The sequence below is a fragment of the Burkholderia sp. Bp9140 genome (assembly GCF_003853425.1).
Classification (GTDB): Bacteria; Pseudomonadota; Gammaproteobacteria; order Burkholderiales; family Burkholderiaceae; genus Burkholderia.
This window is the reverse complement of sequence record NZ_QTPQ01000003.1, coordinates 109,467-123,622: the sequence shown is the minus strand read 5'-3', so window position 1 is coordinate 123,622 and position 14,156 is coordinate 109,467. Positions and strand designations below refer to the sequence as shown.

Annotated in this window: 17 protein-coding genes and 1 riboswitch; of the genes, 11 read left to right on the top strand and 6 right to left on the bottom strand. The window is 68.3% G+C overall.

What is annotated here, in order from left to right:
* Positions 1-16: 16 nt before the first annotated feature.
* The gene (locus DIE21_RS03765) at positions 17-265 is read left to right on the top strand and encodes a hypothetical protein (RefSeq protein ID WP_124496159.1); all 249 of its coding nucleotides are present in this window, start codon (positions 17-19) and stop codon (positions 263-265) included.
* A 23-nt stretch (positions 266-288) separates the two neighbouring features.
* Here DIE21_RS03765 and DIE21_RS03760 read toward each other — a convergent pair whose 3' ends face one another.
* Positions 289-1,452 carry an MFS transporter gene (locus DIE21_RS03760; protein WP_124496157.1) on the bottom strand — a complete coding sequence of 388 codons (1,164 nt, stop codon included), beginning with the start codon at positions 1,450-1,452 and terminating at the stop codon, positions 289-291.
* Between the two features lie 278 nt (positions 1,453-1,730).
* On the opposite strand from DIE21_RS03760, the gene DIE21_RS03755 reads away from it, so the two are divergent.
* The 3 genes from DIE21_RS03755 to DIE21_RS03745 are packed head-to-tail and all read left to right on the top strand — an operon-like array spanning position 1,731 to position 3,551.
* Positions 1,731-2,375, top strand: a complete 645-nt coding sequence (locus tag DIE21_RS03755; protein WP_124496155.1) for a DUF1326 domain-containing protein — start codon at positions 1,731-1,733, stop codon at positions 2,373-2,375.
* Positions 2,372-3,163, top strand: a complete 792-nt coding sequence (locus tag DIE21_RS03750) for a DUF2182 domain-containing protein (RefSeq protein WP_124496153.1) — start codon at positions 2,372-2,374, stop codon at positions 3,161-3,163. The genes DIE21_RS03755 and DIE21_RS03750 overlap by 4 nt, the downstream gene beginning before the upstream one ends.
* A gap of 40 nt (positions 3,164-3,203) precedes the next feature.
* The gene (locus DIE21_RS03745) at positions 3,204-3,551 is read left to right on the top strand and encodes a copper-binding protein (protein WP_124496151.1); all 348 of its coding nucleotides are present in this window, start codon (positions 3,204-3,206) and stop codon (positions 3,549-3,551) included.
* A gap of 95 nt (positions 3,552-3,646) precedes the next feature.
* Here the strand turns inward: DIE21_RS03745 and DIE21_RS03740 are convergent, their stop codons facing one another.
* Positions 3,647-4,057 carry a VOC family protein gene (locus DIE21_RS03740; RefSeq protein ID WP_124496149.1) on the bottom strand — a complete coding sequence of 137 codons (411 nt, stop codon included), beginning with the start codon at positions 4,055-4,057 and terminating at the stop codon, positions 3,647-3,649.
* A gap of 63 nt (positions 4,058-4,120) precedes the next feature.
* Entirely contained in the window at positions 4,121-4,582 is a 462-nt protein-coding gene (locus tag DIE21_RS03735; protein ID WP_124496147.1) for an Lrp/AsnC family transcriptional regulator, read from the bottom strand.
* Positions 4,583-4,697: 115 nt separating this feature from the next.
* Between DIE21_RS03735 and DIE21_RS03730 the strand changes: the two genes are divergently transcribed.
* Positions 4,698-5,336, top strand: a complete 639-nt coding sequence (locus DIE21_RS03730; protein WP_124496145.1) for a LysE family translocator — start codon at positions 4,698-4,700, stop codon at positions 5,334-5,336.
* Positions 5,337-5,393: 57 nt separating this feature from the next.
* Here DIE21_RS03730 and DIE21_RS03725 read toward each other — a convergent pair whose 3' ends face one another.
* The 3 genes from DIE21_RS03725 to DIE21_RS03715 form a co-directional block, all read right to left on the bottom strand.
* On the bottom strand, positions 5,394-7,322 hold the full coding sequence (locus DIE21_RS03725) for a TonB-dependent receptor domain-containing protein (RefSeq protein ID WP_124496445.1): 1,929 nt from the start codon (positions 7,320-7,322) through the stop codon (positions 5,394-5,396).
* 189 nt (positions 7,323-7,511) lie between these two features.
* Positions 7,512-7,705: riboswitch (cobalamin riboswitch) on the bottom strand.
* Positions 7,706-7,816: 111 nt separating this feature from the next.
* Positions 7,817-8,830, bottom strand: coding sequence for an AraC family transcriptional regulator (locus DIE21_RS03720; RefSeq protein WP_124496143.1), 1,014 nt, complete (start codon positions 8,828-8,830; stop codon positions 7,817-7,819).
* Positions 8,831-8,978: 148 nt separating this feature from the next.
* The gene (locus DIE21_RS03715; RefSeq protein WP_124496141.1) at positions 8,979-9,836 is read right to left on the bottom strand and encodes an SDR family NAD(P)-dependent oxidoreductase; all 858 of its coding nucleotides are present in this window, start codon (positions 9,834-9,836) and stop codon (positions 8,979-8,981) included.
* Positions 9,837-9,940: 104 nt separating this feature from the next.
* Between DIE21_RS03715 and DIE21_RS03710 the strand changes: the two genes are divergently transcribed.
* The 6 genes from DIE21_RS03710 (at position 9,941) to DIE21_RS03685 (ending at position 14,147) form a co-directional block, all read left to right on the top strand.
* Positions 9,941-10,267, top strand: a complete 327-nt coding sequence (locus tag DIE21_RS03710; RefSeq protein ID WP_124496139.1) for a hypothetical protein — start codon at positions 9,941-9,943, stop codon at positions 10,265-10,267.
* Positions 10,268-10,436: 169 nt separating this feature from the next.
* Complete coding sequence (locus DIE21_RS03705) at positions 10,437-10,781, top strand: hypothetical protein (RefSeq protein WP_124496137.1); 345 nt, start codon at positions 10,437-10,439, stop codon at positions 10,779-10,781.
* Positions 10,771-11,436, top strand: coding sequence for a Dabb family protein (locus DIE21_RS03700; protein WP_124496135.1), 666 nt, complete (start codon positions 10,771-10,773; stop codon positions 11,434-11,436). The genes DIE21_RS03705 and DIE21_RS03700 overlap by 11 nt, the downstream gene beginning before the upstream one ends.
* Positions 11,421-12,413 carry an NADP-dependent oxidoreductase gene (locus tag DIE21_RS03695; RefSeq protein WP_124496133.1) on the top strand — a complete coding sequence of 331 codons (993 nt, stop codon included), beginning with the start codon at positions 11,421-11,423 and terminating at the stop codon, positions 12,411-12,413. The genes DIE21_RS03700 and DIE21_RS03695 overlap by 16 nt, the downstream gene beginning before the upstream one ends.
* A 32-nt stretch (positions 12,414-12,445) precedes the next feature.
* Positions 12,446-13,321, top strand: a complete 876-nt coding sequence (locus DIE21_RS03690) for an SDR family NAD(P)-dependent oxidoreductase (RefSeq protein ID WP_124496131.1) — start codon at positions 12,446-12,448, stop codon at positions 13,319-13,321.
* A gap of 1 nt (position 13,322) precedes the next feature.
* The gene (locus DIE21_RS03685) at positions 13,323-14,147 is read left to right on the top strand and encodes an SDR family NAD(P)-dependent oxidoreductase (protein ID WP_124496129.1); all 825 of its coding nucleotides are present in this window, start codon (positions 13,323-13,325) and stop codon (positions 14,145-14,147) included.
* The last annotated feature ends 9 nt before the right edge of the window (positions 14,148-14,156 follow it).

Sequence of the window (14,156 nt, the reverse complement as noted above, 5' to 3'; positions counted from 1 at the left end):
CCGCCTCAGGCGCCGAATGAAAACGACTATACGCCTGCGCGTCGCCATCATCGCTTCGGCTTTCGCCGTCTATCACGTATTCATGCACGCCCAGTGGGTCGCCAGCGGTTGTATCGAGTTTCACGGCGGCCGGCATTGCAGCTTCGAGAACAGCGCGAATTTCGAGGGAATGATGGACGTCGATCTGCTGCTGACCTGCGCGTGGGTCGCGGGCGCCGTGATGGCGTGGTTCGCCGTCGCGCGCGCGCCGAAGAAGCCCGGTTAGCTGCGCCCGCGCCGCGCGGCCGGTCATTGCGTGCGCACCGGCGCGGGCCGGTCGTGCAGGAACGCGAGCGACAGCGCCGCGAGACCGCAGCTCGCGATGAGCATCAGCAACGCGCCCTTGCCGGCGTGCACCATCACCCAGCCGCCGACCGACGGAAAGCCGAACGTGCCGATGAAATACGACGCGACGAACCACGTGAGCACGCCATGCTGTTGCGTATGCGCGCAATCGTTGAGCGCCTGCGCCAGTATCACCGGATACACGAGCCCGTAGCCGGCGCCGAGCAGCACGGCCGCGACCGACTGGAGCGACGCGTGCGCGGCCGCGCCGAACATCGCGAGCGCGCCGAGCAGCATCGTCACGAGCAACGCCTTCGTCGCGGTTTCGGGGCGCGCCGTCCGGACCCATCTCCCGAGCAGCCAGCGCGCGCTCACCACCGTCATCGTATAAAGACTGAAGAATGTGCCGGGGCGCGCCTGCGTGTCTTGCATGAGCGACATCTGGAACGTCATCAGGCCGGAGAACACGCAGGTGCCGAGTGCGATCATCGCGATCGGTGCGGCCGCGCGCGTGCGCGAGATGGCGCGGAGGTCGCGCACCCAGCGGCCGCCGGATGCGGCGGCGGGCGGGCGCGGATTCAGGCGGCCGAACGCCTCCAGCAGCAGCGACGCGAGTGCGCACAGGGCGCCGACCGCGTAAAGCGTGTCGTCGATCGACCAGTGGAGCAGCCGCATCGCATACGCCGCAAACGCCGGGGACGCGCCGATCCCCGTCATCTGGAACGTCGCCGATCGAAAGAACCATGTGCCGCGTTCGGCGCCGTTGGTCCGCTCGGCCAGCGACATCGGCGCGGCCAGGTGGAACGCGCCCCAGCCGAAGCCGACCAGGAAGCCGGACAGCAAGTCGGCGGACGGGGCGCGCCCGACGAGTGCGAAGCCGACGATGCCGGCGCCGATGCTCAGCGACGACAGCGCGGCGATCCGTGCGGCGCCGATCTGCTGCGAGAACCAGCCGACCACCGACAGGCCGGCGAAGGTGCCGACCGTCGCGGCGGCCAGTGCCGCGCCGGTATCGAGGTCGCTGCCGCCGATCGCGCGAAAGCGCATCGACAACAGGAAGGTGGCGCCGTAGCCGCCCGCGGTGAGCAGGGTGCCGACGAGAAAGAGCAACGCACTTTGAACGCGCATGACAGCCATCCGGGGCGGCGGCGACGGTCGGGGAAAATCGTCGATTGCAAGACAGTATGGACCAGGACCCATGCGGGATGCCCGCATTCGTGAGGACGCGGCCGCGCTGTCGGCGTTCGTCGGACAGGGCTCGGGCACGAACGATCGATCACGCCGCTTCGCGTCGCGCGGACCGCTTTTTTCCCGGCGCAAGCGGCGCCTCGCGCGCACTTTGCTTTCCCCGGTGCCGTGCACTAGATTCGAAACATTCAGTGCCACCGACCGTGAGAGGTGAAACCATGACGCCGTGGGAGATTCAGGGAACCGAGCTGATGAACTGCAATTGCTCATACGGTTGTCCCTGCCAGTTCAATTCGTTGCCGACGCATGGCAGTTGCGAGGCGATGGGTGCGATTTCGATCGACAGCGGTCACTACGGCGACGTGGTGCTCGACGGCGTCCGGATCGCGGTCGTGTTCCAGTGGCCCGGGCCGATTCACGAAGGCCACGGCCGGTGTCAGCCGATCGTCGACGAGCGGGCCAGTCCCGCGCAGTGCGAGGCCGTGCTGAAGATCATGACCGGTCAGGATACCGATCCATTCGCGACGATGTTCGCGGTGTTCGCGTCGACGCTCGAGCAGGCATACGAGCCGATCTTCGCGAAGATCGATTTCGACGTCGATGTCGATGCGCGGCGCGGCCGGATCAGTGTCGAGGGCGTGTTCGACGTCGTCGGCGAACCGATCCGCAATCAGGTGACGGGCGCCGAACATCGCGTACGGATCGACCTGCCGCACGGCTTCGAATACGAGATTGCCGAGATCGGTTCGGGCACCGGCCGCTCGCGCGGCCACATCGAGCTGGATCTCGAGCGGAGCTATGCGCAGTTCGCGCGGCTGCATCTGAACAATCACGGGCTGATCCGGCATCGCGCCGCGGCATGATTCCGGTCGGCGATTTTCTTGGGCGCGAGCGCGTCGTCACGCTGCTCGGCATGGCCGCGCTCGTCTGCGCGTGCTGGGCCTACCTGTGGACGGGCGCCGGCACCGGCATGTCGGCGCTGGACATGACGGCGGTCGCGCTGTTCCCGCATCGGCTGGCCGACGACATGGGCGCCATGGATCCGTCACTGGCGACCGTGATCCTGATGTGGTGGGTGATGATGATCGCGATGATGACACCCGGCGCGGCGCCGCTCGTGCTGCTGTACCGGCGCGTGCTGCGGCATCACGATCGGGCGGGTGCCGGATCGGCACTCACGTCGACGTGCCTGCTGGCCGGCTATCTGGCATCGTGGTTCGCGTTCTCGGTCGCCGCGGCCGTGCTGCAGACGCTGCTGCAGCCTGCCGGCCTGATCTCCGGAATGATGCTGTGGTCGAAGAGCGCCGTGCTGTCCGCGATCGTCCTCGCGCTGGCCGGCGTCTATCAGTTCTCGCCGCTGAAACAGGCGTGCCTGCGGCAATGCCGGTCGCCGGTCCCGTTCCTGACGACGTACTGGCGCCCGGGAATCACGGGCAGCTTCCTGCTCGGCGTGCGCCACGGCGCGTATTGCGTGGGCTGTTGCTGGCTGCTGATGGCGTTGCTGTTCGTCGGCGGCGTGATGAACGTCGTGTGGATCGTCGCGTTGTCGCTGATCGTGCTGGTCGAGAAGGTGCTGCCCGGCGGCGAGTACGTCGGCCGCGCGTTGGGTGTCGTGCTGATCGCGTGGGCCGTCGCGACGTTGCTGGTGTAGCGCGGCGCATTCGTCATCCGCCGCGCCCGTGAGTATCTCGATGAAGATCCGATGCATCGCCGTCGCCGTCCTTGGTGCGATGACCGTCGTTGCGACGCCGGTGCGCGCGGCGGGCAGCATGTCCGACATGAACATGGGCGACATGAAGATACAGGCGCCGGACGCGGCGCTGACCGATGCCGAAGTCAAGCGGATCGATGCCGCGCACGGCATGGTGATGCTGAAGCACGGTGCGCTCGAGAGCGTCGGGATGGCGCCGATGACGATGGCGTTCAAGGCTGGCGACCCGACGATGATCGCGTCGCTGCACGTGGGCGACAAGGTCAGGGTGCGGGTCGAGCGCGTGGACGGCACGCTCACGATCGTGAAGCTCGTGAAACGGCCGTGACGTACGTGCGGCCGGCATGGCCGTGATGGCCCTTCCGTCACGCGGCCCGCGGAAGCAGGGCACCTGACGATGAATACGCAAACGGCAGTGCCGCGCTAACCGGCCTCGTCACCGGAAATGTCGTCGGGCTGCGCGAAATTCAATTCGACGCCATTGCCGGCCGGATCAGTGAAAAAGAGCTGGAGCTGGCTCGTGACGGGCACGTACCTGCGCGCGTACCGGACCTGCGCGTCGGCGAGACGCCGTTCCATGTCGACGGCGTTCGCGCATGAAAACGCCATATGGTCGAACGTATTGACGACGTGCGCTGGCCGCACCTCGCCCGGCCGCGCTTCCGACAGGTGGAGGATCGCCTGCGTCCCCGCGTAGAGCCAGTAGCCGCTGCTCTGGAACGGCGGCCGATAGCCCAGCTCGAGGCCTACGACGTTCACGTAGAAATCGCGCAGCGTATCGAGCGTCGCCCGATCCGCACGCAGGTTGTAATGATTGAGTCCGATCACTGTCATGGCAGATTGTCCGGTTCCTGCAAGGTGCGCGTTGCATAGCATCGCGCACTGCATGGCATCCTGTCACCCCCGAATGCCTTTGACCGGCGCAGCCGGCCGCGCGAGCCCACGCGCCGGCAGCGGCGTCGACATCACGATCGACGTGCGCGTTTCGCCATACAGGTTGATGCGCTCGATCAGTTGCTCGAGGTGCGCCATGCTGACGGCGACGAACCGCATCACGTACGAATCCGCACCGGTCACGTGATGGCACTCGACCACTTCGGGAATCGTCTCCAGCAGCTTCAGGAATTTCGCCTTCGCCGGCTGCGGCACCGTGATGCCGATCAGCGCGCTCACCGGGTAGCCGGCCGCGGCCGGATTGACCCGCGCCGTGTAGCCGTCGATCACGCCGGCCGATTCGAGACGCTTCACGCGTTCCGTCACCGCCGGCACCGACAGATGAACCTGGCGCGCCAGTTCCGTGTAGCTGATGCGGCCGTTGGCCTGCAGCAGCGCGAGTATCTTCCAGTCGAGTTCGTCCATTGCGGCGGAGTTTTTAAGGTGAAGCGCTCATTTTTCCTTAAAAACCGCCTTCAGCGGCGACCGGACTTTCCCTACGATGATGTTTCGAGCCACGGGATGTCGCGAGGAGCCGGCCATGCTGTTCATCAAGTCCGTCGTGATGGGATTGTCGATCGCGGTGCCGGTCGGCCCGATCGGCATGCTGTGCATCCAGCGCAGCCTGAGCCGCGGCTTTCGCGCGGGATTCGCGACGGGCATCGGCGCCGCGTGCGCCGATGCGATCTACGGGCTGCTCGGCGCGCTGGGCGTCGCCGGCATCGTCACCACGTTTCCGATGCTGACCGTTGTGCTGAAAATCGGCGGCGGTGCGTTCCTCGTGTGGCTGGCCTGGTCCATCGCGCGGCAGGCGCCGGCCGCGTCGGCGGCACCACGCGATTTGCCGCGCACGACCGTGCTGCGCGATTTCCTGACGACGTTCGGCCTGACGCTGTCGAACCCGATGACGATCCTGTCGTTCGTCGGAATCTTCGCGGCGCTCGGCCCGCTGGCGGGCACGCATGACGACGCGATGGGGCCGACCGTCGCGCTGATGGTCGCCGGCGTGTTCCTGGGTTCCGCGGTATGGTGGCTGTGCCTGAGCAGCACGACCGCCGCGTTGCGCACGAAGATGTCGCTGACGCTCATGCACGGGCTGTCGCGCGTGTCGGCCGTCGTGATCGCGGCGTTCGGCGCGATCCAGTTGATTGCGGGCGTGCGCATCGTCGTCTGGTCCTGACGCGAGCCGCGACATCGACACCCGCGACCGCGGGCGCCGATGCACCGACCGTCCTGGTCAGAACGTATAGCTGACCTTGCCGAACGCGGTGCGGCCGAGCGTGTTGTAGCCGTATGCGGTCATGGTCTGACGGTCGAACAGGTTCGACAGCGACGCCGACACCGTCAGGTGCGCATTGATCCTGTACGACGCGCGCAGGTTCACGGTCAGGGTCGACGGCAGATATGTCGTGTTGGCCGGGTCGTCGAACGTCGTGCCGCCATAGCTCACCGTTGCACCCGTGCTCAGCGCGTGCAGGTGCAGTTCGTCCCACGTGTGGTCGACGTTCACGCTGATGGTCTGGCGCGGCCGGCGGTTGAGCCAGCTGTCGTTGGTCTCGTCCTGCGGATTCAGGATGCCGACCGCGATGCTCACCGGCGTCGAGCGGCCGATCGTGCCCTTGTACGACAGGTCGATGCCGCGGATATGCGCGCGGCCGATGTTCATCGGCGAGAACGTCGCGGGGTTGTACGCGATCAGGTTGCTGACGCGGGTGTCGTAGATCGCGGCGCTGAACGTGCCGTACGCCGTGTTCGCGTCGAGCGCGGCCTCGACCGAATCGCTGCGCTCCGGGCTCAGGTCCGGATTGCCGTAACCGGGGTAGTACAGGTCGTTGAACGTCGGCAGGCGGAACGCATTGCCGTACGACACGCGCGCCGTATAGACCGGCGTGATCGCCCACGACAGCGCGGCGTTGCCGGTGTTCACGGCTTTCCCCGCGATGATCTCGTGACGGCCCGCGACGAACATCGTCACGTTGCCGAGCGTGGCCGACTGATGCAGCGAGAACGCGGAATCGTTGCGCGTCGGCACGCCGTCCGGCACGTCGAGCGGCAGGAACGCCTGTTCGCGCGTGAAGTCGTACGCGATCTTCGTCTCGCCCGACAGCGGCACGCCGAACAGGTGGAAGCCGTGCGCCTGATGCGTCAGCGACGTCGACGCGCTGATGCGCTGCGAGTTGATCTGGTCGGTCGGGATGGCCGGGTCGCTCGCGTACAGGAACTGGCGGTCGTTCGCATAACCGACCGACTGGTCGAACTGCGTGTCGGGCGTGATGTCGAGATGGAACGCGACGCCGGTCGTCAGCTGATGATCGAGCTCGCGGTTCGCAAAGCCGGCGTTGTCGTAGGACAGGTCGGAGCGGTGGTACAGCACGAACGTCGAGATCGACCAGTTGTCGCTCGCATAGCCGAGGCGTGCATCGAGGTCCTGCGCGTGATACGGATTGCGGCCGTCCTCGTGGTACGGCAACACGGGCCGCGTCGCGTCGATGCCGGCCGTGTTGTACGCGTGCAGGCCGAGCGAATAGGTGAGACCGCCGAGCGCGGCGAGCGGCCCGGTCGACGGCACGGTGCCCGACGTGCGCAGCTGCGTGTCGAAGGTCTTGTTCGAGCCGCCGCCGAACGACACGGTCGTCTGGTTCGGCTGGCCGGCGGCGCGGCGCGTGAACAACTGCACGACGCCGCCCATCGCGTTCGCGCCGAATGACGCGGCAGCCGGCCCCGAGATCACTTCGACGCGCTCGAATGCTTCGGTCGGCAGGTCGGCCCACGGCGCGATGCCGGTGGTCGGCGAGCCGATCCGGATGCCGTCGATGAACACCGCGACCTGGCTGGCCGACGAGCCGCGGATGCTGACCGATGCGGACGAGCCGGGGCCGCCGTTCTGCGAGACGGTGACGCCCGGCAGCGTCGCGAGCGCCTGCGTGATGCTCGGGTCGCTCGGCGACAGCCGGTCGAGATCGGCGCGCGTGAGCACCTGCGTCGACGCGTAGCGCTGGTCGAACGATTCGGGCAGGTGCCGCGTGTCGGTCACGGTGATCGTCGGCAGGGCGGTGCCGTCCGCGGGCTGCGACGGCTGCGCGAGCACCGTGTCGCCGGCGGCATGGGCGATCGGGGAGAGCAGCGCCGTGGCGGCGGACGTGGCGAGAAGGTGGCGAAGTTTCATGCGGCAGCGGGCGTGATCGCGCGCGGACGCGCCGCGCATGCCGGCGACGCAGCGGCGCGACGCTTCCGGCGTGGAAGCGGATACGGAAATGATGGACATCTGAAGGGTCCTGAGGTCGGGCCGTCCATGCAACGGGGCGACCGCCAAAGGCGGTGCTGGCGCATCGGGACACCCCGCCCGGTGCGGCTGCTTGGACCTCGGGTCGATGGCAGGTCTCCTGGCTCGCGGGTCGTCATTCGCGCCGGCCTTCCCGGTTTCCCAGTGGCGCGCGGTGGCGCGGATTCGCCGCTTACAGTTGCGGGGGCAGCCGCAGATTCGAGGCACTGCCTCTCCTGCGTTCCCTTTTGATCCCGTTCCCGGGAACCATCAGCGCGCAAGCGTAATGGCGAGCACTCAGGCGCGTCAATTACCGGGGTGCGCAGGGATGCGGAAAAACGTCATTGTCCGGTGAATACTTTCCCAAGCTTTTCTTTTCGAGGCGCCCGAACCGCGTTTCATGTCTGATGAAACGGGATCTCGGCGACGCCGCAATCGTGCCGGAACCGGCTTGGCGCGATGCCCGTCCATCGCACGAACGCCCGCCGAAACGCTTCCTCGCCGCCGAACCCGAGATGCGCGGCGATCCGTGCGACCGGCCAGTCCGACTCGCGCAGGCAGCGCCGCGCGACGTCGGCAAGGCACCGCTCGCGCAACACGTGATAGCCGCTGCCTTCGGCCGTCAGCCGCCGCCGCAACGTCGCTTCGCTGACGCCGAGCCATGTCGCCACCTCGGCAAGCGCGGGCAGCGCCTGCTCGCGTGCGAGCGCCGCATCGAGAAAGCCGCGCACCTGCTGCGCCCATGACACGACGGCCGGCGCCGCATCGATCAGGCGAAACGGAAAATCGACGAGGAACGCGGCGAGCTCGCCCGGCTGGCGGATCACGCGGGCATCGAGCCGCGTCGCGTCGAACGCGAAGCCGTAGCTTTTGCGGCCGACGTCGACCGGCGCGTTGAAGAGCCCGAGCAGCGGCATCGCGTCGTTGCGGCGCGAATGGCCGAGCCAGACTTCGTCCGGCCGCAGCGGCTGCCCGATCAGCCAGCCGAACAGCTGCAGATAGCAGAACAGCCCCGTCAGGTCGACGAGGCACGCGGCCGGGCCGCGCGTGCGGCGCAGCGAATCCATCCGGAACGTCGCACGTCCGTCGCGCACCGCGAGCGACAGCATGCCGGCACGCGGCGTCAGCATCTCGCAGAACTCGGCCGCGCAGCGGATCGCGTCGGCGAGCGTCGCGCAACTGAGCAGGCAGCGGCACATCAGGTCGACTTCCTGCTTGCGCATCGGCGGATGGCCGTCGCCGCGCGCGACCTGCGCCTCGAGCCGTTCGATCGCGTCGCGGTACAGCGCGATGAAATCGCCGGGCGTTGTCGTGCCCGCCGGCGGCACACCGCTGCGCGAGAGCTCGATTCGCAGGCGTGCGTCGAGGCCGGGCAGGACGCGGCCGCGGGGCGGCAACGCACCTTGTCTCATGGGATTCCCGTTCGGAGCGTCGCGACAGGGGGCGGTGGGCGGGGCGACCGGCGGCCGCGAACCGTCGCCACGCAACAATGCAATCGGCGCCGGCCGCCGCCCGCGTTGCACGCAAACGGCATGGCGGGATCGCCTTGGGCCCGGCCGGTCACGCGTCGCCCGGCACGCGGCCGAGCTTCAAGGCGTCGAGTGCGGCCATGCCGTAAATCTGCGCGATCGTATCGTCGACGCGCGGGTTCGCGCGCAGTTCGTGACCGCCGTCGACGGCGAAACTCTGGCCGGTGACCCAACCTGATTCGGGGCCGGCGAGATAACGCACGGCGCGCGCAATGTCGTCGGGCTCGCCGATCGCGCCGAGCGGAATCTGCTCGAGGAAGCGGTCGACGAGCGGGCCGTTGTCGAACATCTGCCTGGTCGACTCCGTACGTGTGAGCCCCGGGCGCACGGCGTTCACGCGGATTTTCGCGCTGGCCAGCTCCTCGGCGGCCACGCGCACGAGTGCCTCCAGCGCGGCCTTCGCCGCGCAATACGCGGACAGCCAGCGGAAGCTCAGTCGCGCCGCATTCGACGAGATGCAGACGATCGTGCCGCCGCCGCTCCGGGCGAGGCGCGGAGCGGCGTGACGAATCGCGAGGAACGCGCTGTGCAGGTTCAGATCGATTTGCGCGCGGAAACTGTCGGCATCGTGCATCAGCAGCGGCTGGAACGACGTGCCGCCGACCGTCGGGACGACGATGTCGAGCCGATTATTCAGCGACCACGCGAGTGTCAGCGCGTCCTGTACGTCGGTTTCGACACACGCGTCGCCGACATGCGTCGCGACACGGCCGTCCGGCGCCGCGTCTGCGAACCGTTGCTGCGCGCGTTCGAGCGCTTCGCGGCATCGGTCCATCAGGACGACCGTCGCGCCGTCCGCGAGCAACGCTTGGGCGCAGGCTGCGCCGATGCCGGTGGCGCCGCCCGTCACGATTGCAGTCCGACCTTCGAGCGGAGGTGTCGAGTCCATTGATTGGCCTTGTTACGGTGGATGTGGGAGCGAATGTTCGCATCGGGCGGAACCCGGCTCATCATCCATACGGACCAGCCCTCGATCAGGGAAAACACGGAATCATGACCGCTAGGTCGATCGGAATCGACGGAGGCCGCCCGGCAGTCGGGTTCGGCCTGCTGCCGGATCACACGGCAATCGGGCCGCGCCGTATTGAACGCGACGCCAGCCGTAGCGTCCAGCCTGCCCCGGCCGATGTGCCGGACCGGTCGGCCAATGGCATCGCCTCGTCGCGGGCTGACGGGCAAGCCGGATGTCGGCTGCCCGATCGGCTTGCCGAATGGCTGTTGGCGACAGCAGGACGGCTCCGTCCGATCGGCAGTGGCCCGCGTGCGGCGCATTGCGCGGAAATCGCCCGTGACGCGGTTTCGATGAATCCGCCGTTTTGAGCGACGCGACAGGAACGCGTGAGCGATCCGGTAGCGGTCCGTTCGTGCCCGTCACGCCAGAATGGTATTCACGACGGCCGCGTGCGGCCTCGTCGGAACGACGTTGGCGAAGACGCCGCGCCGACCTTCGGTCCTGCATGAGCAACGAACGACCATGGACGATACCTGAATGATCCAGATCCTAGACGAAATCACACTCGCGCCCGAGCGCATCCCGGACGTGCTCGCCCTGCTGCGAGATCGCTACCTGCCGGGCCATGCGGCCCGCGGCCTGACGGCGACGGGGCGCTGGGTGTCGCCGCCCGTCGCGGTACCGGGGCACGCGAGCACGCTGTGGTTGATGTGGCAGGTGGCCGGCGTGCCGGATTATTACCGGATGCGGATGACGGCGGACGCCGATGTCATCTCGTTCTGGGCCGGCGTCGATGCGATCTGCGATACGCGCCGGCGCCACGTGTTGACCGACGCCAACGCGTCGCTGCCGTCTCCGGTGGAGGTTGACCATGCGGCATGAAACCGCTCAGGTTTATGTGAGCACGGCGACCGATTCGGACGCATTCGAAAACGCGCTGCTGGCGCAGGCAAGCGCGCTTCCCGGCCGGCACCGCGTCGCGCTTTCGCGAAACCTCCAGGGCAGTTGGGGCGCAGGGGATTACACGCTCGATCTGCTGACCGACGAGGCGGGCGATGCCGGCAAGACCCTCGACGGTCTTGCGCGGGTGCCGGGTATCGAGCGCCTCGACGCGGCCGTGTGCGGACACGTCGTCGGTAGCGGTACGCGCGCGCCGAATTTGAGCGGCGGAGTCTGGCGCACGCTGATGCTCCATGTTCGTGATGAGGCCGGAGCGATACGGACTTCAGCGCTCGAGCAAGATCTGTTGATGATGCCGGCCTTCATCCCGTCGATCCGCAACTGGCGCCTCACGCGAATCGCGGCGCCGGGCGCATGGACGCATGTATGGCAACAGGAATTCGCGCATGTCGACGATCTGCTCGGCGAATACCTGATGCACCCGTATCACTGGGGCTGGGTCGACCGCTGGTTCGACGTCGAAAGCCCCGACTGGACGGTCGATGCGATCTCGCATGCGTTCTGTCCGCTCGCGTCCAGCCTGCTGGCCGGTACGCCAATCCCGATTCAGGAGACAAGAAGATGCGAGCGCTCGTGATCGACCGCGTCGGCCATTCCGACGTGCTGCGGCTGGCCGACGTTCCCGCACCGAAGCCGGGCCCCGGCGACGTGCTGATCCGCGTCGCCTGCGCGGGTGTCAATCCCGCCGACTGGAAATGCCGCGAAGGCTACCTCGGCGCGTTCATGCAGTACACGTTTCCGTTCGTGATCGGTTTCGATGCGGCGGGCGTCGTCGAAGCGGTCGGCGCAGGCGTCGATGGTTTCGCGCCCGGCATGCGCGTGTTCGCGCAGACCGACGTCGGCGCGGGGCGCTGGGGCGCGTATGCGGAATTCGTCGCGGTGCGTCACGACTCGGTCGTGCGTCTGCCCGATTCAGTCAGCTTCGCAGAAGCGGCCGCCACGCCGACGCCCGCGCTGGCTGCGTGGGCCGGCCTGTTCGACGACGGCGGGCTGCGTGCGGGGCAGACCGTGCTCGTGCACGGCGGCGCGGGCGCGGTCGGCACGTTCGCGATCCAGCTCGCCGCACAGGCCGGCGCGCGCGTCGCGGCGACGTGTTCGGCGCGCAACCGCGACACGGTCGAATCGTTGGGTGCGGACGCCAGCATCGACTATCGCGCGCAGGACATCGCCGCAGCGGTGCGCGCATGGGCGCCGGGCGGTGTCGACCTCGTGCTCGATGCGGTCGGCGGTGAAACGCTGCCCAACCCGCTCGACCTGCTCGCGCCGGGCGGCACGCTCGTCAACATCATGACGCTCGCGGCCGGCGATGCGGAGCGGCTTGCCGCGACGGCCGGCGAAGCCGCGCGGCGAGGCGTGCGCACCGCGATGACGTACAGCCGGATGCCGAGCGGCAACATGCTCGCATCGATCGCCGAACGGCTCGGCCGGCGCGCGTTGCGCGTGCCGCGCTTCGACCGTTTCCCGCTCGAACAGGCGGCGCGCGCACTCGATCTCGTTCAAACGGGCGAGGCGAAAACCAAGCTCGTGCTGCACGTTGCGGATATCGCGGGCTGAACGGCCCGAACTCAAATATCAATGGAGACATGATGACCGACACCCGAACCCGGATCCTGGCCGGCAAATGCGCGCTCGTGACCGGCGCGAGCCGCGGCATCGGCCGCGCGATCGCGCAGCGCCTCGCGTCCGAAGGCGCGACCGTCGTCGTGACGGCGCGCAGCCTCACGCAATCGGCGACGACCGCCGGCACGCTTGCCGACACGGTCGCGCTGATCGAACAGGCCGGCGGCCGAGCGATCGCGCTCGCGGCCGACCTGTCGAACCCGGCCGAGCGCGATGCGCTCGTCGCGCGCGCGGCCCAGGCGGCCGGCGGCCTCGACATCCTCGTGAACAATGCGGGCGTGGCCGACTACGCATGTGTCGACGCGATGCCGATGGCGATGTTCGACACGACGATCGAGCACTATCTGCGCATCCCGTTCGCGCTGAGCCAGGCCGCGATTCCGCTGATGCGCGCGCGCGGCGCCGGCTGGATCGTGAACGTCGGCTCGGTCACCGCGCTCGCGCCGCTGCGGCCGTTCGACGATTTCTCGCGCGCCGGCGGCGCGACCGTCTATGCGGCGGCCAAGGCCGCGCTGTCGCGCTTTACGCAAGGGCTCGCGGCCGAGCTCGAAGCCGACGGCATCGCCGTGAACCTGGTCGCGCCGAGCACCGCGATCCGCACGCCGGGCGCGGCACGTTATATCCCGGAAGGCTATCCGACCGAGGATGTCGCGTATCTCGCGGAAACCGCGCTCGCACTGTGCAGCCTGCCGGCGCGCGAGCGCACGGGCCTCGTCACGCACAGCCTGCATTTCCCGCTGTCGCAGGGGCTCGCGGTGCGCTCGCTCGACGGCCGCACGCCGTTGCCGCCGCCCGTGATTCCCGCGTATGCGCATCCCCGCGTCGACCCGACAGGACACTGACATGACGAATTCGATTCGCTTCGACGGCGGCACCGCCGTGATCACCGGCGCGGCCAGCGGCATCGGCAGCGGGCTCGCACGCCACGCGGCCGCGCTCGGCATGCGCATCGTGCTGGCCGACCTCGACGGGGCGAAGCTCGGCGCGTTCGCCGCGACGCTCGACACCGACGTGCTGTGCGTGCCGACCGACGTCAGCCGCCCGGAAGCCGTCGACGCGCTGGCCGACGCCGCGTGGCAGCGCTTCGGCGGCGTCGACCTGCTGTTCAACAACGCGGGCGTGATGGCGACCGGCTTCAGCTGGGAAATCACGCCGGAACGGTTCGAGCGCAGTTTCGCGATCAACGTGCACGGCGTGATGAACGGGATCCGCAGCTTCGTGCCGCGGATGCTCGAACGCAACGTGCCGGCGCGCATCGTCAATACGGCGTCGGTCGGCGGGTTCCTGCCGAGTCCGTTGATGTCGCCTTACTCGGCGACGAAATTCGCGGTGGTCGCGCTGACCGAATCGCTGTACGGCGAGCTGAAGATGCTCGGCGCGCCGGTCGGCGTGTCGCTGCTCGCGCCGGGCCCGGTGCAGACGGGCATCTTCAACGACCCGTTCGGCGCCGCGCACGACCGGCCCGAGGTGCAGGGCTTCGTCGAGACGATGCGTGCGATGCTGAACGCGCACGGGCTCACGCCCGACGCATTCGCCGCGCGGGTGTTCGACGGCATTCGCGACGGGCGCTACTGGCTGATTCCGCAACCGGAGACCATCGACGGCGCGCTGCAGCGGCGCACCGCGGACATCCTCGCCGCACGCGATCCGTCGCTGCCGTCGTCGTGATGCCGTGAT